Origin of the sequence: Deinococcus sp. AJ005 (assembly GCF_009017495.1) — a bacterium.
GTDB lineage: Bacteria > Deinococcota > Deinococci > Deinococcales > Deinococcaceae > Deinococcus.
Genome location: NZ_CP044990.1, coordinates 3,215,773 through 3,240,555 on the forward strand (window position 1 = coordinate 3,215,773; position 24,783 = coordinate 3,240,555).

The 24,783-nt window shown below is 64.2% G+C and carries 21 protein-coding genes; 17 read left to right on the plus strand and 4 right to left on the minus strand.

Translation table 11 applies throughout. From position 1 onward, the window contains the following. Positions 1 to 61 precede the first annotated feature (61 nt). A complete protein-coding gene (locus DAAJ005_RS17450) occupies positions 62 to 1,264 on the minus strand; it encodes a cysteine desulfurase-like protein (protein WP_151848204.1) in 1,203 nt (400 codons plus the stop codon). A 59-nt stretch (positions 1,265 to 1,323) separates the two neighbouring features. After that, positions 1,324 to 1,776, minus strand: coding sequence for an arsenate reductase ArsC (locus DAAJ005_RS17455; protein WP_151848205.1), 453 nt, complete (start codon positions 1,774 to 1,776; stop codon positions 1,324 to 1,326). Between the two features lie 144 nt (positions 1,777 to 1,920). Here DAAJ005_RS17455 and DAAJ005_RS17460 point away from each other — a divergent pair, with 144 nt between their 5' ends. From DAAJ005_RS17460 to DAAJ005_RS17475, 4 genes are all read left to right on the plus strand, one after another. Next, positions 1,921 to 2,217, plus strand: coding sequence for a hypothetical protein (locus DAAJ005_RS17460; RefSeq protein ID WP_151848206.1), 297 nt, complete (start codon positions 1,921 to 1,923; stop codon positions 2,215 to 2,217). Between the two features lie 10 nt (positions 2,218 to 2,227). Next, positions 2,228 to 4,378, plus strand: coding sequence for a transglycosylase domain-containing protein (locus tag DAAJ005_RS17465; RefSeq protein WP_151848207.1), 2,151 nt, complete (start codon positions 2,228 to 2,230; stop codon positions 4,376 to 4,378). A gap of 157 nt (positions 4,379 to 4,535) precedes the next feature. Then, entirely contained in the window at positions 4,536 to 5,231 is a 696-nt protein-coding gene (locus tag DAAJ005_RS17470; RefSeq protein ID WP_151848208.1) for a VWA domain-containing protein, read from the plus strand. Between the two features lie 5 nt (positions 5,232 to 5,236). Further along, on the plus strand, positions 5,237 to 6,691 hold the full coding sequence (locus tag DAAJ005_RS17475) for a hypothetical protein (protein ID WP_226342514.1): 1,455 nt from the start codon (positions 5,237 to 5,239) through the stop codon (positions 6,689 to 6,691). A gap of 218 nt (positions 6,692 to 6,909) precedes the next feature. On the opposite strand, the gene DAAJ005_RS19325 is transcribed toward DAAJ005_RS17475, so the two are convergent. Beyond that, a complete protein-coding gene (locus DAAJ005_RS19325) occupies positions 6,910 to 7,038 on the minus strand; it encodes a hypothetical protein (protein ID WP_255448030.1) in 129 nt (42 codons plus the stop codon). A 110-nt stretch (positions 7,039 to 7,148) separates the two neighbouring features. Here DAAJ005_RS19325 and alaS point away from each other — a divergent pair, with 110 nt between their 5' ends. From alaS to DAAJ005_RS17535, 12 genes are all read left to right on the plus strand, one after another. Then, positions 7,149 to 9,845, plus strand: a complete 2,697-nt coding sequence (gene alaS, locus DAAJ005_RS17480) for an alanine--tRNA ligase (RefSeq protein ID WP_151848209.1) — start codon at positions 7,149 to 7,151, stop codon at positions 9,843 to 9,845. A gap of 214 nt (positions 9,846 to 10,059) precedes the next feature. Then, complete coding sequence (locus DAAJ005_RS17485) at positions 10,060 to 11,235, plus strand: hypothetical protein (protein ID WP_226342515.1); 1,176 nt, start codon at positions 10,060 to 10,062, stop codon at positions 11,233 to 11,235. Positions 11,236 to 11,406: 171 nt separating this feature from the next. Then, a complete protein-coding gene (locus DAAJ005_RS17490; RefSeq protein ID WP_151848211.1) occupies positions 11,407 to 12,573 on the plus strand; it encodes a glycosyltransferase family 4 protein in 1,167 nt (388 codons plus the stop codon). A gap of 22 nt (positions 12,574 to 12,595) precedes the next feature. Further along, entirely contained in the window at positions 12,596 to 14,176 is a 1,581-nt protein-coding gene (locus DAAJ005_RS17495; protein ID WP_151848212.1) for a lipopolysaccharide biosynthesis protein, read from the plus strand. Positions 14,177 to 14,538: 362 nt separating this feature from the next. Next, positions 14,539 to 16,017 (plus strand): O-antigen ligase, encoded by a 1,479-nt coding sequence (locus DAAJ005_RS17500; RefSeq protein ID WP_226342516.1) that lies wholly within the window; start codon positions 14,539 to 14,541, stop codon positions 16,015 to 16,017. 4 nt (positions 16,018 to 16,021) lie between these two features. Further along, positions 16,022 to 16,867: a WecB/TagA/CpsF family glycosyltransferase gene (locus tag DAAJ005_RS17505; RefSeq protein ID WP_226342517.1), complete on the plus strand. Its 846-nt coding sequence runs from the start codon at positions 16,022 to 16,024 to the stop codon at positions 16,865 to 16,867. Positions 16,868 to 17,380: 513 nt separating this feature from the next. Further along, positions 17,381 to 18,649 carry a sodium:proton antiporter gene (locus tag DAAJ005_RS17510; protein ID WP_226342518.1) on the plus strand — a complete coding sequence of 423 codons (1,269 nt, stop codon included), beginning with the start codon at positions 17,381 to 17,383 and terminating at the stop codon, positions 18,647 to 18,649. A gap of 61 nt (positions 18,650 to 18,710) precedes the next feature. Beyond that, complete coding sequence (locus DAAJ005_RS17515; protein WP_151848213.1) at positions 18,711 to 19,730, plus strand: NADP-dependent oxidoreductase; 1,020 nt, start codon at positions 18,711 to 18,713, stop codon at positions 19,728 to 19,730. Positions 19,731 to 20,090: 360 nt separating this feature from the next. Beyond that, positions 20,091 to 21,110, plus strand: coding sequence for a C39 family peptidase (locus DAAJ005_RS17520; protein WP_151848214.1), 1,020 nt, complete (start codon positions 20,091 to 20,093; stop codon positions 21,108 to 21,110). A gap of 84 nt (positions 21,111 to 21,194) precedes the next feature. Then, the gene (locus DAAJ005_RS17525) at positions 21,195 to 21,950 is read left to right on the plus strand and encodes a hypothetical protein (RefSeq protein ID WP_151848215.1); all 756 of its coding nucleotides are present in this window, start codon (positions 21,195 to 21,197) and stop codon (positions 21,948 to 21,950) included. A 10-nt stretch (positions 21,951 to 21,960) separates the two neighbouring features. Further along, on the plus strand, positions 21,961 to 22,173 hold the full coding sequence (locus DAAJ005_RS17530; protein WP_151848216.1) for a hypothetical protein: 213 nt from the start codon (positions 21,961 to 21,963) through the stop codon (positions 22,171 to 22,173). A gap of 23 nt (positions 22,174 to 22,196) precedes the next feature. Continuing rightward, complete coding sequence (locus DAAJ005_RS17535) at positions 22,197 to 23,078, plus strand: TAXI family TRAP transporter solute-binding subunit (RefSeq protein ID WP_151848217.1); 882 nt, start codon at positions 22,197 to 22,199, stop codon at positions 23,076 to 23,078. On the opposite strand, the gene DAAJ005_RS17540 is transcribed toward DAAJ005_RS17535, so the two are convergent. Continuing rightward, positions 23,047 to 23,502 carry a hypothetical protein gene (locus DAAJ005_RS17540; RefSeq protein WP_151848218.1) on the minus strand — a complete coding sequence of 152 codons (456 nt, stop codon included), beginning with the start codon at positions 23,500 to 23,502 and terminating at the stop codon, positions 23,047 to 23,049. The two genes, DAAJ005_RS17535 and DAAJ005_RS17540, sit on opposite strands and share 32 nt — an antisense overlap. Before the next feature lie 355 nt (positions 23,503 to 23,857). On the opposite strand from DAAJ005_RS17540, the gene DAAJ005_RS17545 reads away from it, so the two are divergent. Beyond that, positions 23,858 to 24,730 carry a peptidoglycan-binding protein gene (locus DAAJ005_RS17545; protein WP_151848219.1) on the plus strand — a complete coding sequence of 291 codons (873 nt, stop codon included), beginning with the start codon at positions 23,858 to 23,860 and terminating at the stop codon, positions 24,728 to 24,730. The last annotated feature ends 53 nt before the right edge of the window (positions 24,731 to 24,783 follow it).

Consider the following 24,783-nt stretch of genomic DNA (forward strand, 5'->3'; position numbering starts at 1 on the left):
CGTCTAACCGCTCAGAATTTCAGCGGTTAGACGGTTTGACTTTTAGACCTTTAGACCATCCTCAAATCCCCGCCAGTAACCGTTCCACATCGTCCAGGCTCGTGTAATGCGCGATGCTGACGCGTACGACGCCTTCCGGGTATAAACCTAAATCCTTGAGAGGCTGCACCGCATAGAAATGCCCCGCCGCCACGTCCACCCCGGCAGCCGTCAGGCGGGCAGCGGTCTGATCAGCAAATTCGCCGTCCACGCGAAAGGCTGCCGTTCCCACCCGGCCCGTCATGTTCTGTGGGCCATAAAGGGTCACGTTTTCCTTACCGACAAGGCCGGAAATCAGGCGCTCGGCCACCGGCTTTTCCAATTCGGCAATCCGCGCATAGGCGGACACCAACGCAGCCCGCGTCAACTCTACCGAGTCGCCCAGTTCGCGCAGATAGTCCAGCGTTCCCAGCCATCCGGCCAGCAGTTCGTACTGCGGCGTGCCGTGTTCTATGCCCGTGATATCGCCATCTGGGACAAAACTCAGCTTGGGCCAGGGCAGGTAGGCAAGGTGTTCGGGCTTAATCCACAGTGCGCCCAGGTGCGGGCCGAAGACCTTGTAGGGGCTGAACATCACGAAGTCCGCGCCCCACGCCTGCACGTCCGGCAGCGTGTGCGGCGCGGCGTGGACGGCATCCACCATCGTCCAGCCACCTGCTGCACGCACCTGGGCCGCCACGGCGGGAATGTCCACGGTGATGCCCAGGGCGTTGCTGGCCGCCGTCACCGACACCAGACGGGTTTTATCCGAGAGTAGTTCCGCCAGATCGTCGGCGTGCAGACGCATCTCCGGCTGGCGGGCGTGCCAGACCTTCACGGTCACGCCCACGCGCTCCAGCTCGCGCCAGGGACTGGCGTTGGCCTCGTGTTCCAGGCCGGACACGATCACCTCGTCCCCCGGCCCCCACAGGCGGGCAAAGGCGGCGGACAGGCGGAAGGCCAGCGCGGTGGCACTCTGCGCCAGCGCCACATCTTCCGGCTGGGCGTTCAGAAACAGGGCGGTGGCCTCGCGGGCGCGGTGCTTGAGGGCCAGCATCTCGGCCCCCGGCTGGTGACTGGGCATGGCGTTGGTTGCGCCGTAGCGCATCAGGTGGGCGGTGATGGCCTCAATGGCACGCAGGGGCAACAGCCCACCCGCCGCGTTGTCCAGATACGCGCGGCCCGCCGCCAGCGGGGGAAACTGTTCGCGCAGACGGTGGGGCAGGGTCAGTGTCGCGGGGGTCATGTCAAGAGTGTAAGCCGGTCTGAATGCCCGGAGGTGATTGAAGCTCTCACCGCTCCTGCTCAGATGGGTTGCACGCCAGCCGGAACCGGCTCACCCGCCCTCAACGCCTCCACGAACGCCCCGAACTGCACCGCCAGCGCGTCCCGCACCTCCCGCCAGCGGTCCAGCCCCTGACCGGAGGGATCGGGAAACGGGTAGTGCAGGCGCGTGGTCTGGCCCCCATACGCCGGACACCCCACATCTGCCGAGTCGCAGACCGTGATCACGTAATCGAAGTTCTGTGCGTCGGGAACGTCCCACAGGGTCTTGCTGGTGTGGGCGTCCAGGCCCAGGCCCAGTTCGGCTATGACGGTGCGGGCCTCGTCCTTGACGCGGGTGGCCTCGGTGCCCGCCGAATGCACGTCCAGCGGCAGGTCCACGCGCCCGGCAGCCGCGCGGGTCAGCGCCTCGGCCATCTGCGAGCGGGCCGAATTGTGGGTGCAGAGAATCAGCACGCGGGGAGTATGGACCATTCGCCCACCATAGCCGCGCCTCCGCCCAGATAAGTCAGCGGGAGGTCAGGGCTGAGAAGTCAAAGTCAGAGACTGCTGTTAACCCCCACTTGCTCACTCTTTGGTGTGATGCACCCTCTCATGCACCCCCCCTATCCTTTACCGATGAGTTTCGTCCGCAAACCCCGCCCGTATTCCTCCGGCCTGCCGTCGGTGGGACTGCCCAGTGCAGCCAGGGCCAGTGCGGTGCGGGAGGCTCCCAGACCCGAGAAGGCCAGAAAGGGACCGCGGCCCCCACGCGGCCCCCGTCCGGCCATGAGCTGGGCTGGAGCGGTCACGGGACTGGCAGTTCTGGGGACGGCGCTGGTCATCCTGGTGGGCGCGTCGGGCCTGTGGAACAGCGTGGCCCGCGACTGGCAGTTCCGTTCGGCGGCGGCAGGCGTGACCGACGTGGCCCGTTGAGGCTGAGACGATGACCCGCAGCCGTTCAGGACGCAACAGCTTGAGGCAGCGGCTCACCTTCTGGCGCAATCCCTGGCCGCGCACACCGTTCGTGCAGCGGCCAAAGTCGCGCTGGACGCTGCGGCGCGTCGTGCGGGCCGGGCTGGCAACCGTGGGCGTGCTGACGCTGGGAATGATGGCGCTGGGCGTGGCGGGCGCGTGGAGTACCGGGTCCTTTACCCGCGTGTGGAACCTGCGCTCGGAGTTGCGGCCCATTGAGGTACAGGACCGCCGGGGGCAGCCGCTGGGCGTGATTGACCACTGCCGCGAGGGCCAGACCACCAACGCCGTGCCGTGCCGCGAGTCGCTGAGCGTGCCGCTGACCGGGGTTTCGCAGGCGTTTTTGCTGGCCTACGTGGCAAAGGAAGACGTGCGTTTCTTCTCGCATTCCGGCGTGGATCTGGGCCGCCTACCGCGCGCCCTCCTGAGCGGCGCAGGCGGCAGCACCCTGACCATGCAACTGCTGAAGAACAACGTGCTGGCCGGGCATTTTGATTACGACACGCAGCGGCGCGGATTGGGGCTGGTGATGGCGCGCAAGGCCACCGAGTTCGTGCTGGCCCCGCTGGTCACCCTGCGCTACGGACGGCCTGAAGTCCTGGCGATGAGCGTCAACAGCCTGCCGTGGATCGGCATCGGCCAGCGCAAGGGCGTGTACGACGCGGCGCGGGCGGTCTTCGGCGTGGACCCGGCGGACCTGAATCTGGCGCAGAGTGCCTTTCTGGTGGGCCTGCTGCCCGCGCCGGGGCGTTATCTGGTGGCGGCGGACACCCCGCCCGAAACGGCCACCGCCCGCTTTCGCTGGATGCGTTCTCAGCAACTGCTGACCCTGAGAATCCTGCGTTCCCACGGCCTGATTTCCGAAAACGATTATTTAGCAGCAGCTTCGGTCCCATTGCAGCCCCGGCTGTGGCGCACCGAGTACGCGGGGGGTGGCGGCGACTTGCGGATCGTGAGTGCGGCGCGCAACCCCGACTACCGCAACGATCCCGAACCCGTGTGGGCCATGCAGGAGCTGGTGCGCCGCGAGTTGCGGGCGGCGGGCCTGAATCCTAGCAAGGTCAGCCGTGTAGTTCTGACCATCGACGCGCGGGCGCAGGCCGAACTATCGCGGCGCGTGAGTGGTGAGGGCGCAACTGGCGCACGTCCGCCCGGCATCGCGGAGGGCGCGGCAGTGGTGGACGTGCGCGGCGGCATCGTGGCCCTGGCCAGCAGCACGGGCGGCAACCAGAGCAGCGACGCCGGGCGGCAGTGGGCGGCGTATGCCCAGCGCCCGGTGGCCAGCACGGTCAAACCGCTGCTGTATGCCACGGCGTTCGGCACCGGGGACGGGGACCTCAACCAGTTCAGCACGTTTACCGATCAGGCCACCCGCTACGGCTCGCAGGCCATCCGCAACAATTCCGGCACCTTCCTGGGCCGCGCCGTCACCGTGCGTGAGGCCAACGCCCGCAGTCTGAACACCGTGGCCGTTCAGGTGGGGACCGGGCGCGAGGCGGCACTACGGAAGGTCCTGGCAGGCGTGAACTATCAGGAGGACAGCGCCAACCGCTCAAGCCCGGCGCTGGGAACCTTCCGGGCCTCGCCGCTGACAGTGGCGGCGGCCTACGGCAGCTTCGCCAACGGCGGAACACTGTGCCAGCCGCACCTGCTGGCCGAGGTCTACGGCGCGAATGACAGACCGCTGCCCCTGCGCCGCCGCGACTGTCAGCCGCTGTGGGACCCGGTGGTGGCCTACGAAACCTTTGACATGCTGACCGGCGCGGTGGACGATTCCGCCGGACACGTTCAGTTTCTGCGCCCCAGTTTCTTCCAGCGCCTGAACGGCCAGAACATGCCGCTGGGCGCGAAGTCCGGCACCACCGACGACATCAACGATACGTGGTGCGCGGGCGTGACCCCGCAGTACGCGATGGCCGTGTGGATCGGTGACCCGGATGGCCGCCAGAGCGTGCCCGTGGGCCTGTACCGCGAACAGGCCGCCTGTCGCGAGATCGCCCTGCTGCGCGAGTTACCGCACGACATCAAAAACGTGGAGGTTCCGCCTGGGATCACGCAGGTGGGCGGCGTGGCCGTGCCGATTCCGGGGCTGAATCCGAGGAATCCGGTGCCGCCAGGGTAAGTAAGGGGCGGGTTCGCTGATCACATGCCCCCTCACCCCCGCCGCAGACGTGGCGTCCCCCCCGTTCCAGGCTGTACCAGCCACCCACAGTAGAAGGGGACAGAAACCCTTAGACCCTCAGACTTTTTGACCCTTAAACCCTCCGAAGGAGCATCCCATGTCCCCCCTCCCCTTTCTTTTCCTGTTGCCTCTGCTGACGCCCGCGCCCTTGAGCGCCGGGACAGTTCTAGGGCTGAGTACGCCGCCGCTGCATTTCGTGATCGCCGCCGATATGACGGGCAGCAGCAAGAACCCCGCCTATAAGTACGCCGAGCAGGCCAGATTGCTGTCTCAGAGCATCATGCTCAATCAGGTGCGTTCAGGGGACACACTCACGCTTCTCCGTATCTGCGAAGGCGTGCAGACGGTGGCCGACTTCAAATTCGCCTCTAAAAATGGCGCACGGATGGGCAAGGCCGACATCCTGCGCTACACGGGCGCACTGACGCAGCCGTGTACCGGGCGGGGCAGCGCGATCACCGCCGGGCTGAGCAAGGCCAACGAACTGACCGCCAGAACGGCAGGCACGGGCGACGTGATCGTGATGTTCACCGACGGCGCTTTATTAGACGATCCGGCGCGGGGCAGGCTGGGAATTATTTTTGACAAACTGCTGGGCCGCAAGGACACGCGCCAGCTCTTTTTCGCGGGCCTGAGTCCAGAGAAGGACAAAAATGGTAACTCCATCCGCGACGGGTTCGTGAACGCACTGGGCAAGGCGGGCAACGACGCGCGGGTGCTGACGGCGGGCGCGTATGACCTGAACAACGTCTACCCCACCTTTGCCGACGCCGTGAAAAAAGCCAGGAGGTAGAGCCAGTGACCACCGACAGAACGGTTGAAATCCACCTCTCCAAGAGAGAGCCAGAGCTGACCTCACCTGAGTCTTCAGCCCCCCACACCCCTAAGCCTTCAGACGGGGCCAGCGGCCCCACGGACCCCGGAGCCTTTGACCTTTCCAGTTACGCCGCTGCCCTACCGCGCCCGGAAGCCCTGAGTGCCGAGCAATTCCTGCCCGTGCTGAGGCCAGGGCAGTTCTCGGAATTGCTGGAGGACCTGAGCGGCGAGTTGCAACTGGTTCCCGACGGGGCCGCCCGCAGCGCGTTGACCTCGCGGGCGCGGATTCTGCGGCTGAACGTGGACCAGTACCGCATCAACTACGACGCGGCCCGGACCACGCTGGACCGTGTGCTGGCCGAAACCGGGGTAGGCGTGCGCGGCTCCTGGGCGCGGCAGCAGGACCACCTCAACTTCATGAACTCGGCCAGCGGCGACGTGGAGCGCGAATACCTGAAGGCCACCGAGGAGATTGAGGCCGCCCGTCAGGGGCGTTTTGAAGCGCTGTCCCACTACGGCGTGCGCCCCGACGTGAACAGCGCCGAGGGCTTTTACCATGAGCAGGCGCTGGCCGAACTCGCGCGGGAAGGCCACGCCCTGCGTCCGCCGGAAGGAAGATCGGGCAGTAAGAAGGTCTTCAACGCCTTCGCGGTGTTCAGCAAATTCTTCGTGGGCATCATCAGCGGCGTGAGTATCAACCTGCTGTTCAACCCGGAAAGTCGGCTGTACATGACGGTCATTGCGCTGACCGCCGGAATCATGTTCAGCGTGCTGCTGCTGTGGCTGGTGGACGAACTGGCGTACCGCGCCAAACTGGCGACGCGCACCCAGGGCATGGCGCGGCCCATCGCGTACATCGGCGGCATCGTGGCCGTGACCGCGCTGTATCTGGGCGTGGAGGGCTACCTGAACTGGGACGGCATCCTGCGCGTGACCCAGCAGATCGCCGCCAACGCCGCGCAGCAGGGGCAGTTGACCGATCTGAGCGCTACCTCCGACACGCCAATAGAACCGCAACACTGGTCCCTGCTGACCTTTACCCTCGCGCTGGTGAGCATGGCGGCGGGCGCGGCGCTCATTCAGGGCCGCGAACGCGCCCGCATTCTGCTGGAGCGCGAACGGCTGGCAAGCAAAGTGGCCGAACTGAAGGTGGAAGGCCGCTACGCCGACGCCGCCCGCGCCACCGATCACGTCACCTATCTGGAAATGGCCCGTGACCGCCTGGCCCCCCCGCGCGACGTGACCAGCCCGGACCACGCCCGCCTGAATGAGCGCGTCCTCAACCACTGGGAACAGGAGCGCGACGGGCAGGTCCAGAGCATCGCCGCCGATCTGGTGCGCGAAGCACGCGCCGTGCAGGACGCCCTGGAAGCCTTCGCGCAGGATTTGACCGGGGCCAAGCACCCGCAGACGCGACGGGGATTTGGGTTCTTATAGGTTGTGAAATGTAGGGCTTTTTGCTCCCTCCCTCTTTATGGGGGACTGGTACAGCTCGGTACGAGAGGGCTGGGGACTTGCAAAGCTGCGAAGCAGAGGGGGTCAGGCGGGCATGGCATCCCAGAAACTCGTTTCCTGATGGCCCCCATTTTTTTCTGAGGGGCCAGGCAACTTGCCATATTTCCCCCCTCCCAGCCTCCCCCGCAAGGGGGGAGGAGCTAAAGGCCTCCACTCCTAGCCAGCATCTCCAACCCGTCCGCCACCACCGCTAACGCCTGCGTCGCGTCGATTTCCACCGTCACCGTCGCCCGCAGCAGCGGTTCCACCGTTTCTAGATGCTCCAGCACCAGCGCCCGCTCCTGCGAAGAACAGGCGGCAAGACTGCGTGGTCATTTTCTCCATCAACCATCTCCCATCAACCATGAACATTCCCGGCCCCCGCGCTAAACTCGCCCGCATGACTGCTCCATCCTCCACTCTGACCACCGCCGAGATCCGCGAGAAGTTCCTCAGTTTTTTTGAGAGCAAGGGCCACCTGCGCCTGCCCAGCGCCAGCACGATCTCGCCTGATCCCACGACGCTGTTCACGGTGGCGGGCATGCAGCCGTTCAAGGCGCAGTTCATGGGCGCACCCGCCCGCTTTGAGCAGGGCGCGAACAAGCGTGTGACCACCGCCCAGAAATGCCTGCGCGTCGGCGACATTGAGAACGTGGGGCGCACGCTGCGGCACTGCTCACTGCTGGAAATGCTGGGCAACTTCAGCTTTGGCGACTACTTCAAGCGCGAATCGCTGACCTGGGCCTGGGAATTTCTGACTGACCCGGAATGGATGGGCCTGGACGGCTCCAAGTTGTACGCCACCATCTATGAGGACGACGAGGAAGCGTATGACATCTGGACGAAGGAAATCGGCCTGCCCGCAGACCACGTCCTGCGCTTCGGGGCCGACGAGAACTTCTGGCCCGCCGACGCGCCGAAGGAAGGCCCGAACGGTCCCTGTGGCCCATGCAGCGAAATTTTCTATGACCGGGGGCCGAAGTACGGCGACGACACCTGGGCCGAATACGCCGATACCCGCGAGAGCGCCCGCTTTCTGGAAATCTGGAACAACGTGTTTCCACAATATGACCGCCAGGAACCGGGGCCAGACGGCACGCCGACGCTGATTGACCTGCCCTTCAAGAACATTGATACGGGCATGGGCCTGGAGCGCATCGCCACCGTCGTGCAGGACGTGTATGACTTTTACAGCAACGACGTGTTCGGCCCGATTGTCGCCAGGGTGGCCGAGCTGAGCGGTCATGCCTACGAGGGGCCGCAGAACGTCTCGCACCGCGTCGTGGCCGAGCATGTCCGCAGCGTCAGCATGGTGATTGCGGACGGCAGCACGCCCGGCAACACCGGGAGCGGCTACGTGATCCGCAAGATCCTGCGCCGCGCCAGCCGCCACGCCTACCTGCTGGGCCTGCGCGAGCCGACGCTGTACAAGCTGGTGCCGCTGGTGGTAGAGAGCATGGGCGACGCCTACCCCGAACTGCGAACGGAGCAGGCACGGGTGGAGGCGACGATCAAGAGCGAGGAAGAACGGTTTTTGAAGACTTTGGAAGGTGGGATTCAGCGCCTCGGCGGCCTGCTGGAAGGCATGGAAAAGGGTGCAGTGCTGGGAGGCAACGAAGCCTTCATCCTCTATGACACCTACGGCTTCCCCGTTGATCTGACCAAGGAAATTGCCGAGGAATACGGCGTCAGCGTGGACGAGGCCGGGTACGCCGAGAGCCTGGAAAACGCCCAGAACATCGCGCGGGCGGGCAGCAAGTACGGCAAGTCCGAACTGTTTGGGGCGCAGGAAGCGCTGGAAGACCTGCCCCAGACCCAGTTTGTCGGCTACAACGATCTGGAGGCCGACGGCGAGGTGCTGGCCCTGATGGTGGGCGGCGAACGCATTGAACACCTGTCGGCAGGCGACGAGGCGACGGTGGTGCTGTCCCGCTCACCCTTCTACGCGGAGGGCGGCGGCGAGGTGGGCGACACCGGACGCCTGGAATGGGACAGTGTTAATGGTGAGCGGGGCGCGGGCGTGGTGCGCGACACCCGCAAGACCCCCGGCGGCGTCTTCCTGCATGACGTGGCGATTGAATCCGGCGAGCTGAAACCCGGCCAGAGCGTGCGCGGCGTGGTTTCCGGCGAGCGGCACGCGACGCAGCGGCACCACACGGCCACGCACCTGCTGCACGCCGCGCTGCGGGCGGTACTGGGTTCCGGGGTGCGGCAGGCCGGGTCCCTGGTTGCGCCGGACCGTCTGCGCTTTGACTTCTCGCACGGCGCGGCCATGACGGTGGATGAACTCGCGGATGTGGAGCGGCTGGTGTCCCGCTGGGTCAGCGCCAACTTTCCCGTGACGTGGCAGGAAATGCCGATTGCCGAGGCGCGGGCGTCGGGCGCAACGGCCCTGTTTGGCGAGAAATACGGCGACACCGTGCGCGTGGTGCGTGTGGGCGGCGACGTGTCCTACGAGGGGCAGGCCGTGGCGAGCATGGAACTCTGCGGCGGCGCGCATGTCTCGCGCACCGGCGACATCGGCGCATTCGTCCTCCTGAGCGATGAGAACGTGGCCGCCGGGGTCCGCCGCATTGAGGCTTTGGCGGGCGAGACTGCAACGGAATGGCTGCGCGAACGCCTGCAACAGATGGCCCGCGTGTCCGCCATGCTCAACACCAACCCAGACGGTCTGGAGGGACGCGTAGCTGGCCTGCAAGTTCAGGTCAAGGCTGCCGAGAAGGAAATGGTGGCGGTGCGCCGTCAACTGGCCGAGGCGCAGATGGGCGGCGGGAGCGGCGCGGCTTCCCCGGTGCGCGAGATGGGCGGCTTTAAAGTGGCATCCCTAAAGCTGAGCGGCATTGAGGGCAACGAACTGCGCGGCGCTGCCGACAAGCTGCTGGAACAGAGTGGGGCGGATATTGTCGTCCTCGCTGGGGATAAGGGTTTGGTGGTCAAGGCGACGAAAGACGCCGTGGCACGCGGAGCGCACGCTGGGCAACTGGTGGGCAAGCTGGCGGCGGCGGGCGGCGGCAAGGGCGGAGGCCGCCCGGACATGGCACAGGCAGGGATTACGGATGCGGGGGCAGCGCTATTGGCTCTGGATACAGCGTTCTGAATTTATCCCTCAGCGTCAGTTCCGGTTCGCCGCCTCCATGCAGGAGCTGACCATACTTGACGGGTGCGGCGTGCAACACGATCAGGTCAGCGGCGGGGCCACCGTCCATCGGTTAACCAGACTGACCCTCGGTTGATCAGATTGACCCCCCGTTCACCTGACTGACCTATAGTGGGCCTTCATGCGCCCAGGTTTCCGCCTTCTGTCTTCTGTGATGCTGTGCCTTCTGATCGTCAGTCCCGTGGGCGAAGCCCAGACGATCAAGTACGACAAACCCATCGTGATCCGCAAGGGCGGCACCTACCGGGGCAACTGGCAGAGCCTGGACCCCAAGGTGCCCGCCGTGACTGTGGCCACCAGCCAGAAGGTCATCATCGAGAAATCCAATATCCAGAGCAAGGGCACGCTGATCTACACCGCGTTCACCAGCGCCAACCTGACGGTTCGCAACACCCGTGGCGTGGCGCTCAACCCGGACCGGCCCCTCAAGGAATACCGCTACCCTGGCCGTTTCCTGTCTGCCGAGGAATTTAAGAACATCGTGCTGGAGAACAACGAGATGATCGGGACTTCGGGGATTTACCTGCGGGCCTACAAGGGCCAAGCGAAATTGGGGGAAACGATCAAGATCCTGCGCAACAAGGCCCTGAATATCGACGGGCGCTACAGCATGGGCAAGGGTCAGTATTCGGACAAGGAATACCGGTTGGTGCAGTTCGTGCAGTTCAACGCGGTCCGCAAGATCAGCGGTGCGGAAATCGCCTGGAATCAGGTCATCAACGAGCCGGGCAAGAGCCGTCCCGAGGAAAACATAAACATGTATCTGTCCAGCGGCGTGCCCAGCAGCCGGATCAAGATCCATGACAACTACATCCAGGGGGCGTATGCCGTCAACCCACGGGTCAGCACCTACGCAGGCGGCGGCATCAACGCGGGCGACGGCAGCGCCAAAACCGTGGCCGAGGCGGCAGGCCACATTCTGGTCTACAGAAATGAAGTCGTGGCCACGTCCAACAACGGCATTGCCGTGTCTGCCGGTCACGATATCGAGGTCTACAACAACCGCATCATCGCCAGCGGCTACCTGCCCAGCGGGGCACCGATCCCCGCCCAGAATGTCGGCCTGTACGTGTGGGACGCGCGCGGGGACAAGGCCAGGAAAACTTTTTTTAACATCACGGTGCGCGACAATCTGGTGGCCTGGGGCAATCCCCTCAAAGGCCGGGATATCCAGAATCCCACCTGGTTTCCCGACTGCGAACCAAGGAAATGCTACGGCAACAGAGTCCTTCCTGGCCGCATCACCCTGACGATGGAACGCCAGGAATACACGCGCTGGCTGGCCAAGCTGAAGTCGGCCAAAATCACGGTGGGGCCGATTTCCAAATGAAAGTTTTCAGGTAAACGACTGCCTGTTGCCCATGGGTGCCTGAACCGGTTGGCTTCCAACATCTGGCCTTCAGCCGCCACGGTCTGCATACCCGCTACACCCTCTGCTCCTGGATGCGCCGGGGCCTGGAAACCTTTGCTTAACGGTCAATGTGATTAGCTCTGGACCAGAATGCCCGATGCGCCGATACCAGAACACCGACCCTTGCGGGCCATTTTCGTTGACGTCCCGATGATTTACAGCAGCGGCATTACTCAGGTCATGTACAAGCTCGCCCGCCACCGCAAGCCCGAACTGCTGGACATGATTAACGTAAGTCTTGACAAACCCAGTAAAACAATGACAGGGCTGTTTAATGCTTTCGGCATCCGCATCAGTCATGTTGGGAATTCCAGCATTCTGAGATCCGCACTCAATTTGAGGCGCGTTATAAAGCAGAGTTCAGCCGATCTCGTGGTGGCAAATTCGTTTCGCTGCTATCTGGTGGCAAAACTCGCGGTTGCCGGGACTGGTAAGCCTGTAATGTACTGGATTCATACCATCAATCAGATTCACACGAGTCGCCTGAGAAGGATTCTTTTCCCCATCCTCAGCAAACGTGACGCGCTGATCTACGTTTCAAAGGCTGTTCGTGAGAATAACCGCCCCAGAGGACATCAGGGAATGGAAGCCGTGATCTATAACGCGGTTGAGGCACCGGAAATGATGCCAGAATGGCAGCCCTATTCCCCAGAGAAGAGGATTGAGTTCGGAATACCCGAAGACGCCATCGTTCTAGGATACACGGCCCAATTCGTCTACTACAAAGACCACACCACCCTCTTAAACGCCTTCGATCACCTGTCACGGCGCATCCCAAACCTTTACCTTGTCCTTGTGGGCGGTGGACCAGACCACACGGGAGCGGTAGCCAGAGCGAAGCAGCTCGCTGCCAGCGATAGGGTTCTCTTCCTGGGAATTCGCGAAGATGCCCGCGCCCTCCTTGGAATCGTCGATCTCTACGTTCACGTCGCACCTGAAGAGGCATTTGGTCTGGCCGTGGTGGAGGCCATGCTGGCCCAGCGACCAGTTATCGCCGCGCGGGCCTTTGCCCTGCCAGAGCTGATCCGCGACGAGGAAACTGGATTACTCTTTGAAACTGGCAACGCCCAGGATCTGGAACGGCAGATCACACGCCTTATTGAGAACCGTGCCTACGCCGCTCAGCTTGCCGCCGCCGGAGAGCAAGACTGCCGCCGCCGCTTTCCCCCGGAACCGTTCGCCCAACAGGTAACAGCGTTCTTGCAAAATGTGATGTCCCGGCGCTCATCCCAGTCCCTGGTGCGGAAGAAGATATAACCGCATCAGCCGGGCAGCCCGTTTGTCGCTCGCTGCATTGCCAAACGATTCGCACTTTATCTCCACGCTGTCACGTCCTCTGCCGGGATCGCCACTTTATTTGATAGCCAGGACATCCGTGAGTGAACTCAAGACCAAGACCGTCAACGCTATGAAGTGGAGCTATCTCTCCATGTTCGTTGGGCTAACCCTACAACTGTTTTTTGCCGCAGTCCTTTCACGGCTGCTCACCAAAGAGCAGTTTGCCGTCTGGGCTATTGCCGCCATCCTCCAGCGATTCGGACAATTCATCACTGATCTGGGTGTCGGACAGGCCATCGTCCAGAAAAAGACGCTCAGCCAAGAGGATATCCGGGCAGGATTCACGGGGGCCATGGTCCTGGGCATTCTGACAACAGTGATCGCCTGGCTCGTCGCGCCAGCAGCAAGCCGGTTCTATCCCGACATTCCAGATCTGGTTCCCGTGTTCAGGGGATACGCCTTGGTTTACGTTCTGAGCAGCGGGATCATCATTTCCGGGAGCCTTCTGCGCCGGGCGTTAAATTTCCGCCCAGTGGTGACCGCCGAACTGACCTCCTACGCCGTCGGCCACGGGCTGATTGGCCTGAGCGCAGCCTACCTGGGCTACGGCGCGATGAGTCTGGTCATCAGTGCAATCTCACAGGCTGTCATTCAGCTTTTCCTGCTGTATTTTGCAGCCAGACACTCCCTTAAACCTATTTTTAAATGGTCCGCCTATCAGGGACTGTTCAGTTTTGGAATCAAGGCCACAGCCGTCAATCTGCTGGAATTTCTCAGTTCCACGCTCGATACGTTGATGATCGGGAAACTCTATTCCCCGGTGGCGCTGGGCGCGTATAGCCGGACCTTCAGCACCCTCGCCATGCCTGCAACAAACTTCGCCACCAGTCTGTCCAGGGTGATGGCACCGTCATTGAGCGCCGTGCAAAACGAGCCGGAGCGCCTTCGCCGCGCCTACCTGTCCGGGCTGCGGACCGTTGCGCTGATCATCAGCAGCGCCGCTGGCTGCATCTTCATTGACGCGCCGGAGATCGTGAAGGTGATGCTCGGCCCCAATTTCTTGGATTCCATCCACCTGATGCAGATCTTTGCCGTCTACATTCCTTTCGCCGTGATGACCAACCTGTCTGCGGTGCTGGCCGAGGCGACGGCCCGGTTAAACGTGAAAATTAAAATTCAGGCCGTGTATCTCGTGTTTCTGGCTCTGACCTTCTGGACGACCTACCGTCTGGGGGGTCAGATCGAGCAAATTGCCATGGTACTGGTGGCCGCTACCCTGCTGCGGAGCGTGGCGTTCGCCCTGGTGGCCCGGCAAATCATCGGGGGCAGTGGACGTCAGATCGCAGGCTCCTACGGGCTGGGGGGACTGGCATTCATCGGTTCTGCCCTGGTGACCGCTGCCGTGGTGTTCTCACTGCGGGCGCTGAATGTTCCACTCTCAGTCCTCTTTATCGTGGAACTGGCGCTGGGAGGCGCAGTGGTGGCGTCAGTACTGCTATTCGGCCCGGCCAGCGAACTCCAAGGTATGGCCCGGACCAGTTTACAGCGGTTGCGCGGACGGCTGCTCAACTCTGCCGGGTAGCAGCGCATCCAGGCGGCGGCAGACCAGACTGAACCAGACAGTCAGCCGCCCACGCCGGGACCACTTTGTTTATTTTTTATTAGCGGCCCGCCGCCTACCCTCTATTGCACCATGCGGTCTGGACAGAGTTCCACACCGTACTCTGGGAGAAGCATGTCTGCAAGCCATCTGTCCATCCTGTTCCACGGTCCCCAGCGGTCCTTGTCCTTCTCTGGAGCGGCCTTCCGTTCTTACCTGGCACATGTCTGGAAGGTGTGGCCACCGGCGCAGTTTCTGACCGGTCTCCTGGCGGGAGACGGCCTTTGAAATCCATGCCGCTGCGGTCCCCCAGGACCAGGGGTGAGCTACCACGCACTGGCTGGGTGACGTGGCTGGCGTTGCTGATGGCCGCGCTGCTGGTGGGCGTTCTGGCCACCGAGCAGCCGCTGCTGGCCGGGGCACTGGCCGCCCTGATGGTGTTGCTGGCCGGGCTGGTGCGCGTGTGGGACCGCCTGTCCCAGTTCGCCCTGGGGTTTATCGGCGTTTCGCTGATCGGTTACGCGTTTCTGGGCAAGGGCTACTCGTACATCGGGGTGCCGCCGCTGTTCGTGGGCGAGATGGCGCTGGGCGTGGGGTTGCTGGCGCTGTGGCGGGTGGGCACGGTGGGCATTCGCCATTACCGGGGGCTGCTGGCGCTGCTGGGTGTGTTCATGGTCATCGGCCTGATCAATACCGTACCGTACATCGGCCTCTACAAAATTGACGCGCTGCGCGACAGCGTGGTCTGGCTGTACGCGGCCTTCGCCCTGATCGTGGCGGGGCTGTTGCTGCGCCTGGGCTGGCTGGAGCGGGTCATCACGCAGTACGCCCGCTTCCTCCCATGGTTTCTGCTTTTTGCGCCCGTGAGTGTCGTGATCTTCAAGCTGTTCGAGAACAGCATCCCCGCGTGGCCGGGCAGCGATACGCCGCTGCTGTTCCCCAAGGGCGGGGATATCGCCGTTCATCTGGCGGGCATCGTGGCTTTCCTGCTCCTGGGCCTGCATCACCGCTTTACGTCACCAGAAAACCGCCGGGGCTGGCACGAATGGCTATGGTGGGGCCTGATCCTGCTGGGCATCCTGTCCATCTCCGAGGGGCGTGCTGGGCTGGTGACCGTCGGTGCCAGCGGGCTGTTCATCATTCTGCTGCGCCCCCGCAGCGGCTGGGGCCGTCCCCTGTATATGGTTGTCATGGTTCTGACGCTGCTGATCGCCACCAATTTCAAGCTTAACCTGGGTGGCCAGCGTGACATCTCTGCTGAATCCCTGCTGCTGAATGTCCAGAGCATCGTTGGGGATTCCGGCTCGGACGTGCGCGAGGGCACCCGCACCTGGCGGCTGGACTGGTGGAAGGAGATCGTGGACTACACCGTCTACGGTCCCTATTTCTGGACCGGCAAGGGCTACGGCATCAACCTGGCCGACTCTGACGGATTTCAGGTAGAGCAGGACCACTCGCTGAGAAACCCGCACAACGGCCACATGACCTTCCTGGCCCGCTCCGGGGTGCCGGGTTTTCTGGCCTGGGTGGCGCTGCAACTGGCCTTCGGCTTCAGCCTGCTGCGCGCCTACGCCCGCGCCCGCGCCGCCCGGAACACGCTCTGGGCCAATCTGAACCTGTGGATCTTCGCGTACTGGCTGGCTTTCCTGGTCAACGCCTCCTTCGACGTGTATCTGGAAGGGCCGCAGGGGGGCATCTGGTTCTGGTGCCTGTTCGGTTTTGGGCTGGCCGCCCTGGAAACCCAGCGCCGCCAGTTCGCCCTGTCCGAATCTCCCGCAGTTCCCTCTGCGCTGTCTGTTCCCACCGCCCTCAAGGAGTCCTGAAACGATGTCTGTTCCCACCTCGCCCGATCTGCGCCCTGCTGCCGCCACACCGTCCACTGCCACCGCACCCACCCTGACCTCCCGCTCAATTCTGGGGATGCGGGTGGATGTCACCACCTACGCGGATGCCACGGCGCGCGTGATGGACTGGGCACGCTCGGGGCAGGGGCGCTACATCTGCGCCTCCAACGTCCACATGGTCATGGAAACCAGCGACAGCGCCGAATTCCGGGACGTGGTCAACGGGGCCGATCTGGTCACTTCCGACGGCGTGCCGCTGGTGTGGGCTTTAAAGGCGCTGGGCGTGCCCCAAGCCGAGCGCGTCTATGGCCCCACCCTGATGCTGCACGTCTGCGAGGCCGCCGCCCGTGAAGGCGTGCCCATCGCCCTGTACGGCGGCACGCCCGAGAGTCTGGAGGAGTTCGTCGTTTTCCTGCATTCCCACTATCCAGGCATCGAGATCGCCTGCCTGATCGCCCCACCCTTCCGCCCCCCCACGCCCGAGGAAGACGCGCTGTACACACAGCAGATCGCCGATTCGGGGGCAAGGATCGTGTTCGTGGGCATCGGCTGCCCCAAGCAGGAGCGCTGGATGGCCGCCCACACGGACCGCCTGGACGCTGTATTGCTGGGCATGGGGGCCGCCTTCGACTTCCATTCTGGGCGGGTTCGGCAGGCCCCACCCGCCATGCAGAAGCTGGGGCTGGAGTGGCTGTTCCGCCTGATCATGGAACCCCGCCGCCTGTGGAAGCGTTACGCCAAACACAACCCGCGCTTTGTGGGCAAGTTCGCGCTGCAACTGCTGGGACAGAAGGTGATTGATAGGGGACGGACGGCGAGCAGGGGTTGAGGATGGAAAGCCAGCCTGACCGCTATCTCACTTCGAGGAAGAGTCGCAGAGTGCTTTATGCCCATCTGACAGAGCTGGCCCTGACTCATACCACCTCTCCTCTGCAAGCCTGGGAAAACGCCGTGCAGACCCTAGCCGCACAGGGCATCGGCACAGCGTCCAGCCGGGCCAAAGGTTGCCCCAAAGCGGCGTTCGTGGGCTTGGCCGAGCATGGCTATGTCCATGGATTCGCCGCCTTATCTTACAAACCTCTAGGGGAGAGCGCCAGCTACGCTCTATGCGCTTACAACTGCGCTATGACGAATCCTTCGCTTCAGCACCGTAAAGGAGACTGGGCGACGGCCGTCGCCGAGTGCGGACACTCCCGCAAGTATCACAATGGCGTGCTAGATGTCGTCGCTGCGCTTATTCAGCACAACGCCTTCCTTCCGACAGCAGAGACGGCTTCACCCTGACCCACCACAGCCCGGTGCGCGATCAGACAGTGGCGGGAAGAAGTGACCCTGCCGCTCTATGGTTGAGCTTATGCTGACCGCCTTCGCCACGCTGCTGTGTGTCACGGCGCTGCTGGCCTACCTCAACGAGCGCTTTTTCCACTTTCCCACCACCGTGGGCGTCACGCTGGCCGGGGCACTGGCCAGCATCGTGTTGATCACGCTGGACACCTTTCACCTGATTCCGGGCGTGCGCGGCTGGGCGGCGAGCCTGCTGCAAACGCTGAACTTCACCAACTTTGTCCTCAACGGCATTCTGGCCGTGCTCCTGTTCGCCGGGGCGCTGAGCCTGGACGCCCGCCAACTGCTGCGCCAGCGCGGAAGCATCCTGACGCTGGCCTTTCTCAGCACATTGATCAGCACCTTTCTGATCGGCTTCGCGGCGTATTTCGTCTTTAATCTGGTGGGGCTGGACGTACCGCTGATCTGGGCGCTGCTGTTCGGGGCGCTGATCAGTCCCACCGATCCGGTGGCGGTGCTGGACCTGTTGAAGCGGGCCAGGGTTCCGGCCAAGATTGAAACCCTGATCGCTGGGGAAAGCCTGTTCAACGACGGCGTGGGCGTGGTCATTTTTCTGGCGCTGGCGGGAATCGCGGGCATCGGCGGGCGGCACGACGGCGGCGTGAATGCCGTGGAAGTCCTGATCCTATTTCTACGCGAGGCAGGCGGCGGGCTGCTGTTCGGGGCCGTGCTGGGGGTGGTGGGTTACCGCCTGCTCCGCAGCATCAACCAGCATGCCGTGGAAATCCTGGTCACGCTGGCGCTGGTGGTGGGCGGCTATGTGGCCGCCGCCGCGCTGGAAATCAGCGGGCCACTGGCGATGGTGGTGGCCGGACTGGTGATCTCGGCCAACCGGCATGAGGTGTTCAGCGAGGAAACCGGGGAACTGGTGGAGAGTTTCTGGGAAACCATCGATCAGGTGCTGAACATTCTGCTGTTCGCCTTTATCGGGCTGGACGTGCTGCTGACCCGCACCACCGGGGCGCAACTGATCGCCAGCGCCGTGCTGATCGCCGTGGCCCTGGCCGCCCGCTGGATCAGCGTGGCGCTACCCTTCATGCTGGTCCGCGCCCGCGAGGGCTATGGGGCCTACACCGTGCGGCTGCTGACCTGGGGCGGCCTGCGCGGCGGCATCGCCATCAGTCTGGCCCTCAGTCTGCCCGCCAGCCCGTACCGCACGCATATCGTGACCGTGACCTACGCCATCGTGCTGTTCACGATTGCCGTGCAGGGCCTGACCATCCTGCCGCTGGTCCGCAGGGCCGCCGAGGCCAGCCCGGACGCCTGAAGCCAACTGGAATGCAGTTAATCTCACATTGATGTTTGTCCCCAGGCAGCCCAATACCCCCATGACGACTTCAGAAAAGACGATGTCCCGCGAGGTTCAACTGGCCGCCCGGCCCCAGGGTGCGCCCAAAAACAGCGACTTTGCGCTGGTGGACCGCGAACTGGGCCAGCCCGGTGACGGCGAGGTGCTGGTCCGCAACCTGTTCCTGAGCGTCGATCCCTACATGCGCGGGCGCATGAACGACGTCAAGTCCTACACGCCCCCCTTCGCGCTGAACGAGACCATGACCGGCGGCGCGGTGGGCGAGGTGATCGCCTCGAATGCGGACGGCCTGAGCGTGGGCGATCTGATGCTGCACGATCAGGGCTGGCGCACCCACGCGCTGCTGCCCGCCAAGGCCGCCCGCAAGGTGGACGCGATGGACGGTGTCTCGCCCAGCGCGTACCTGGGTATTCTGGGCATGCCCGGCCTGACTGCCTATGCGGGCCTGCTGGACGTGGCAGCCTTCAAGGAAGGGGACGTGGTGTTCGTTTCGGGCGCAGCGGGTGCGGTGGGCAGTGCCGTGGGCCAGATCGCCAAGCTGAAGGGCGCGGCGCGCGTGATTGGCAGCGCCGGGTCCGCCGAGAAAGTGGCGCACCTGACCGACAAACTGGGCTTCGACGCCGCCTTTAATTACAAAGACGGTTCGGTGAACAAGCTGCTGCGCGAGGCCGCCCCGGACGGCATTGACGTGTATTTCGACAACGTGGGCGGGGACCACCTGGAAGCGGCCCTGTTTTCCTTCAACCCCTTCGGGCGGGCGGCGCTGTGCGGGGCAATCAGCCAGTACAACGCCACCGAACCGGCCAGCGCCCCGCGCAATCTGGCGCTGGCGATCGGCAAGCAACTGACCCTTAAGGGCTTTATCGTCAGCAGCTACAGCCACCTGTTCTCGCAGTTCGTGCAGGAAGTCGGCGGCTGGATCGCGTCTGGCAAGTTGCACTATGACGAGACCGTGGTGGAAGGCATAGACGGCATGCCCGGCGCGTTCATGGGTCTGCTGGAAGGCCAGAACACCGGCAAGATGGTGGTCAAGCTATAAGGCGAGGACAGAGATAGACCTCCTCTCCATCGAACGCTCTGATCCCCAACAGGTCAGGGCGTTAGCGTTGCACTATGGCCAGAAAGGCGATGTCGAGTTCACTCCAGAAGCGGGCAAGTCGCTTGACCACTGCTAGGGACAGGCAACGTCTGATCAAGAGCATCACGGGGAGCCTGCGCGCCGCTGGTTACAACGTACAACATGCCGCTGTGGCCCAGGCTCAGAGCCAGTGCACGAAGTTATCCGATGGTCAGGGCGTCTGGCTTTTGCCGTCCCAGCGCCGCCCCACCCCACAATTGACGCTCCCCTCACCTTCACGCCTCAGTCCTGAATCATGAACGTTGACGAGAATGGGGGGCAATGCGCGCCCTTCTGCCCCTGCTCACCCTCGCCCTGCTGGGTGCGGCGTCGGCGCTGCCTGTCAAGGTCAGCATCGACAACATCAAGCACGAGTACCAGCGGCTGAACAACTGTGGACCGGTGACGGTGGGCATGGCGCTGAGCCGCTGGGGCGGCACCCTCAACCAGTACGACATCGCGCCCAAGCTGAAGGCGGGCGGGGGCGACGTGAACGTGTCGCCGGAGGAACTGGCGGCCTTTGCGCAGGGCCAGGGCATGAGTGTGCATCTGGCACGCGGCGGCACACCATTGATGCTCAAGCGGCTGCTGGCCGCCGGATTCCCGGTGATTGCCGAAACATGGTTCGTCACGCCCGACAGCGGCGGCATGGGCCATTACCGCCTGCTGACGGGGTACGACGACGCCAAGGGCAAGTTCTCGGCGCTGGACTCGTACATGGGCCGCCTGGGCTTTACCTACGCCGAGCTGGACGAGTTGTGGCGTTCATTCGGGCGCACCTTTCTGGTGATCGCCCCGCAAAGCAGGCAGGCCGCCCTGGACGCGGCGCTGGGCTATCACGCCGACGCGGGCATGACCAAACGCGCGGCCCTGCGCGTGTCGCTGGCCGAGGCGGAGAAGAAAAACGACGCCGTGGCATGGCTGAACGTGGGGCAGGCCAAACTGAATATGGGCGATTCAAGGGGTGCGGTGCGGGCCTTCGACGCGGCGTTCGCGGCCCGGCCCGACCCAAAACTCGATCCCACCCGCCCGGCGCGCACCGTGGGTGGGCTGGCGTGGCGCACGCTGTGGTACTCCTTCGGGCCGCTGGAGGCGTACACGCGCAACGGGCGCTACGACGCCGTGCTGCGCCTGACGAACGCCGTGCTGCACGATGCCCCCGCGCACGAGGAAATGCAGTACTGGCGGGGCCGTGCGCTGGCCGGGCTGGGTCAGAACGCAAAAGCCCAAGCGGCTTACCGCGAGGCGCTGCGCCTGCGCCCAGGCTTCGCGGCAGCACAGACGGAACTGGCGAAACTGTAAAAACCGTAGCCTTCGTTTGAAGAGTAGGGGCGGACTGATGGTCTCTCCGGCAACCTCCTGCCCCCTTTCGCCGTATAAAGGGGCATGAACGAACCTGTCCCCCAGGAGACGGTGATCAACCTGCGGCCCTCTGGCAGCGCGGAGCTGGCCCCCCGGCCTGTCACGGCGGGCAAACTGGTGCTGGCCACCGGCGGCGGGGTGCTGGCACTGGCCGTGCTGGGCGGCGCGGCGGTGGCGCTGTTCAACGTGGCGCTCACCACCGTGACCATCGCGGCCTTTGGCATCGCACTGCTGGCGGTGATCGTGCTGCTGCCCGCGCTGATGCTGGCCCTGAACGCGGGCCGGGTACGCGCCAAGGAGGCGGTGGCCCGCGCCATGCCGCTGGAAACGCTGATCTTGCAGCGCACGCAGTTCGAGAACCTGATCACCGCCAAGGGCCGTCAACTGGCCGAGGCCAACGGTCATCTGGAAGACTTCCGCCGCCTGATCGACACCAACCGCAAGGATATGGACGCCGCCGACATCGCCCGCTGGGAAACCGATTTGCAGGTCAGCCGCGACGCCTTTGGCCGCGCCCAGACCCACATGGAAGACCTGCGCGCCGATCTGGGTGAATTTGACCGCCAGATCAAGAAGGCCCGCATCGACACGCAACTGGCGCAGGCCAAGGGCAACGTGGCCTCCGCGCTGCAACAGGCCAACCTGAGCGCTGAGGACCGCCACGTTACCGAGAGCGCCCTGAGCGAGATCGCCCGCCGCGCAGGCCGCAACGCTGCCTTGCTGGACGAGGCGCTGGCCGCAGGTGAGCAGTCGGGCCGCGCCCGTGGAGGCGGAGCATGAGGCCACAACGATGACCCGCCCCCGCGTGCTGACTGCCGTGCTGGCCGCCATCCTGCTGTTGTGCGCCGCCGCCGTGTATCTGGATCAGCAGGGCTTTTTCGACGGTGGAACTACAATTTCGACACCTGACAAGCCAGCTCAACCCGTCACTCCAACCGCGCCAGTCACTCCGGCCACGCCCCCAGCCACCACCAACGGGGACGGCTACGGCGAGCTGAAATAAACCCCTTTCTCTGGAGGTCCACCATGACCCGCGTTCTGAGCCTGCTTCTGCTGTCCACCGTCGGCCTTGCCCACGCCGCCGATCCCATCTCGTTCAACGTCGCCACCGGCAGCCCCACCGGAACCTACAGCGCCATGTTCAGGAACATCGGGCAGGTCTGCGCCCAGAGCGCGTATCTCAAGGAACGCGGCACGGGCGGCAGCCTGGACAACATCGATCTGCTGATGAACAACGAGGTCTCGCTGGCCTTCGTGCAAAGTGATGTTCTCAAGGCCAGAGAGCAGATCGATCAGGACCCGCGCATGGCGAGCATCAAGGCGCTGCTGCCGCTGTACGACGAGGAAATTCATCTGTTTGCCAAACCGCCCGTGACCAGCAAGAGCTTTCTAGGCAAGACCACCGTGACGGGCGTGCAAGCTTTTGGTGACCTGAAAAACAAGCGCGTGGCGGCCTGGGGAGGCAGCGTGATCACTGCCAAGGTACTGAGCGCCAAACTGGCGGTGCCGTACAGCATCGTGCCCGTCAAGGACCAGCCTGCCGCCTTCGCCGCGCTAAACGCCGGGCAGGTGGACGCTGTGCTGGCGGTGATCGGTCAGCCCGCCCCCTGGGTCAAGGGGCTGAGCGGCGTGCAACTGGTTCCAGTGCCATTTAGCCCGCCGCTGAACGGCATCTACACCGCCGCCAAGCTGCGGTATCCCAACCTGAGCGTCTCCAGCGTGCCCACCGTGGCTGTGCAGAGCGTGCTGGTCACGCGCGATTTCAAGACCCCCGACAAGAAAGAGAAGTTGCTGGCCTACAAGAAATGCGCCGTGGGTAAGCTGGTCAACCTTCAGGAAGACGAGGGCATGCACCCCAAGTGGCAGCAGGTGACCTTCAAGACGTGGCCGTGGCCGGAGTACAAGTAGAGCTGATCTCCGCGCCCAGAAAGCTGTTGATGCTGCGGGAAAGCTGATTGCCGTCCGTTTCCGTCTCGGCCCTGAAGGCCAGGACCGCCAGGGTGCAGTGCGGCCCCGAGGTGGTGTGGCCCTCGGCATGGGCTTCGGCCAGCAGGGCGCTAAGGGCACGGGCCAGCCGCCGGTAACGCTCGGGTGAGAGGCGCAGGGTCAGCGAGTCCAGATGGGTGGGGTGGGCCTCCAGACTGGCGCTGTCGGGCAGCAGTGGCAGCAAGACCGGACGCTCGCCTGAGCCGAAGCCGTACACGTCTTCCTCGCCCTCGTGCATCAGTGTCCAGGAACGTTCGTAAGCGCGCAAAAAGCCCTGACTGAGTTCGCGCAGGTCTGCCGTGCCGTTGCCCTCCGCGTCCTCTGGAGGCACCAGACCGCTGGGCACCCGGAATTCCCGCGCCCCCTGCCCGCCTCGCGCTTCACCTCCAGCAACAGGCCCAGACCCTCCAGTTTGCGGGCGTGGTGGTGCGCCAGATTGGCCGCCATGCCCGCCGACGCCGCAATTTCACTGGGCGAACGCGGCTGCGTGAACAGGCCCAGAAAAGCGATGTTCTGACGCAGCGCGCGGGCGGCTGGAACGTCACCGATTCGCCGCGTCTCTGCCTGAGAATTGGTCATGATGCCCAATCTGAACCCGTGGCTTTCAGCGCGCGAGGGCCGGGACTGAAAGGGCGTCCGATCAACCAGAAGTCAGCACGGCACTCAGCCACCGTCAGCCTGCGCGTGCTAGGACTACGGACATGAAGCGCGTCCACACCCTGGCTTTCGCCCTGCTGACCGCCATTGCCGGAGCCGCGCCGGGTGGGGCAGATCTGAAAGCGGCAGCCCTCCAGACGGCCCAGACGCTGGGCGGCGTGCTGCGGGATTGCCCCTCCAGTTTTGCCGGAATCGGCCTGCCCGAAAAGCAGTGTGTGGGCGTGTCAGACGGCGTGGAAGACGCGCGCCTGAAACTGAATGCGGCGCTGGCAGACGATCTGTACAGCGTGTGGCGCAGCCGCGATGAGCAGCGCAGCGTCTACAACTGGCTGAAAACGGCGGGCGGGTACGTCTACCTGCGTCTCCAGCCAGACCCAGACGGACGCACCCAGACACTGGTGTACCTGGACCTGCCACCCGCCCAGGATGAATCCGCGCAGGCACAGGTTACACAGGCACAGGCCGGGCCATCCGGGGACGCACCCGCCGGGGCCACCCGGATCGGCGTTGTGATCCTGACACCCGCCCCTCCAGTCACCACCGTGCCCGCGCCGTCCCCCACGGCAGAGGCCAGCCCGCCAGCCCAGACACAGGCAGTCACCCCAGCGCCCACCGCCCCGGCTCCGGCCCCGGCCACACCAGACCTCGCGCCCGTGCCGTTTGGCCGCACGCTGAAATTGCAGAACGACAGGCTTCACGGCCCCGACGTGCTGGCAGTGCAGAACCGCCTGATCGCGCTGATGCGCCCGCAGCGCGCCGGGCAGGGCGACGGCTGGTATGGCCCGGCGACCACGCAGACCGTGCGCGTTTTTCAGAGGGCTGCCGGGCTGCCCATCACCGGGGCGGTGGACCGTGCCACCTGGAATCGGCTGTTCTCGGAGGGGGCCATGACATTCAACGCGCCCGTCACACCCTGAAAACCCGCCAGATGGGACCTCAATGAGATTCTTCACGCTGGAAGCAATCCGCG

Excerpts from the sequence above, each read along its gene's own strand:
- DAAJ005_RS17450 (WP_151848204.1), bottom strand. The coding sequence starts at position 1,264 with ATGACCCCCGCGACACTGACCCTGCCCCACCGTCTGCGCGAACAGTTT.
- DAAJ005_RS17455 (WP_151848205.1), bottom strand. The coding sequence starts at position 1,776 with ATGGTCCATACTCCCCGCGTGCTGATTCTCTGCACCCACAATTCGGCC.
- DAAJ005_RS17460 (WP_151848206.1), top strand. The coding sequence starts at position 1,921 with ATGAGTTTCGTCCGCAAACCCCGCCCGTATTCCTCCGGCCTGCCGTCG.
- DAAJ005_RS17465 (WP_151848207.1), top strand. The coding sequence starts at position 2,228 with ATGACCCGCAGCCGTTCAGGACGCAACAGCTTGAGGCAGCGGCTCACC.
- DAAJ005_RS17470 (WP_151848208.1), top strand. The coding sequence starts at position 4,536 with ATGTCCCCCCTCCCCTTTCTTTTCCTGTTGCCTCTGCTGACGCCCGCG.
- alaS (WP_151848209.1), top strand. The coding sequence starts at position 7,149 with ATGACTGCTCCATCCTCCACTCTGACCACCGCCGAGATCCGCGAGAAG.
- DAAJ005_RS17485 (WP_226342515.1), top strand. The coding sequence starts at position 10,060 with ATGCTGTGCCTTCTGATCGTCAGTCCCGTGGGCGAAGCCCAGACGATC.
- DAAJ005_RS17490 (WP_151848211.1), top strand. The coding sequence starts at position 11,407 with ATGCCCGATGCGCCGATACCAGAACACCGACCCTTGCGGGCCATTTTC.
- DAAJ005_RS17505 (WP_226342517.1), top strand. The coding sequence starts at position 16,022 with ATGTCTGTTCCCACCTCGCCCGATCTGCGCCCTGCTGCCGCCACACCG.
- DAAJ005_RS17510 (WP_226342518.1), top strand. The coding sequence starts at position 17,381 with ATGGTTGAGCTTATGCTGACCGCCTTCGCCACGCTGCTGTGTGTCACG.
- DAAJ005_RS17515 (WP_151848213.1), top strand. The coding sequence starts at position 18,711 with ATGACGACTTCAGAAAAGACGATGTCCCGCGAGGTTCAACTGGCCGCC.
- DAAJ005_RS17520 (WP_151848214.1), top strand. The coding sequence starts at position 20,091 with ATGCGCGCCCTTCTGCCCCTGCTCACCCTCGCCCTGCTGGGTGCGGCG.
- DAAJ005_RS17525 (WP_151848215.1), top strand. The coding sequence starts at position 21,195 with ATGAACGAACCTGTCCCCCAGGAGACGGTGATCAACCTGCGGCCCTCT.
- DAAJ005_RS17530 (WP_151848216.1), top strand. The coding sequence starts at position 21,961 with ATGACCCGCCCCCGCGTGCTGACTGCCGTGCTGGCCGCCATCCTGCTG.
- DAAJ005_RS17535 (WP_151848217.1), top strand. The coding sequence starts at position 22,197 with ATGACCCGCGTTCTGAGCCTGCTTCTGCTGTCCACCGTCGGCCTTGCC.
- DAAJ005_RS17545 (WP_151848219.1), top strand. The coding sequence starts at position 23,858 with ATGAAGCGCGTCCACACCCTGGCTTTCGCCCTGCTGACCGCCATTGCC.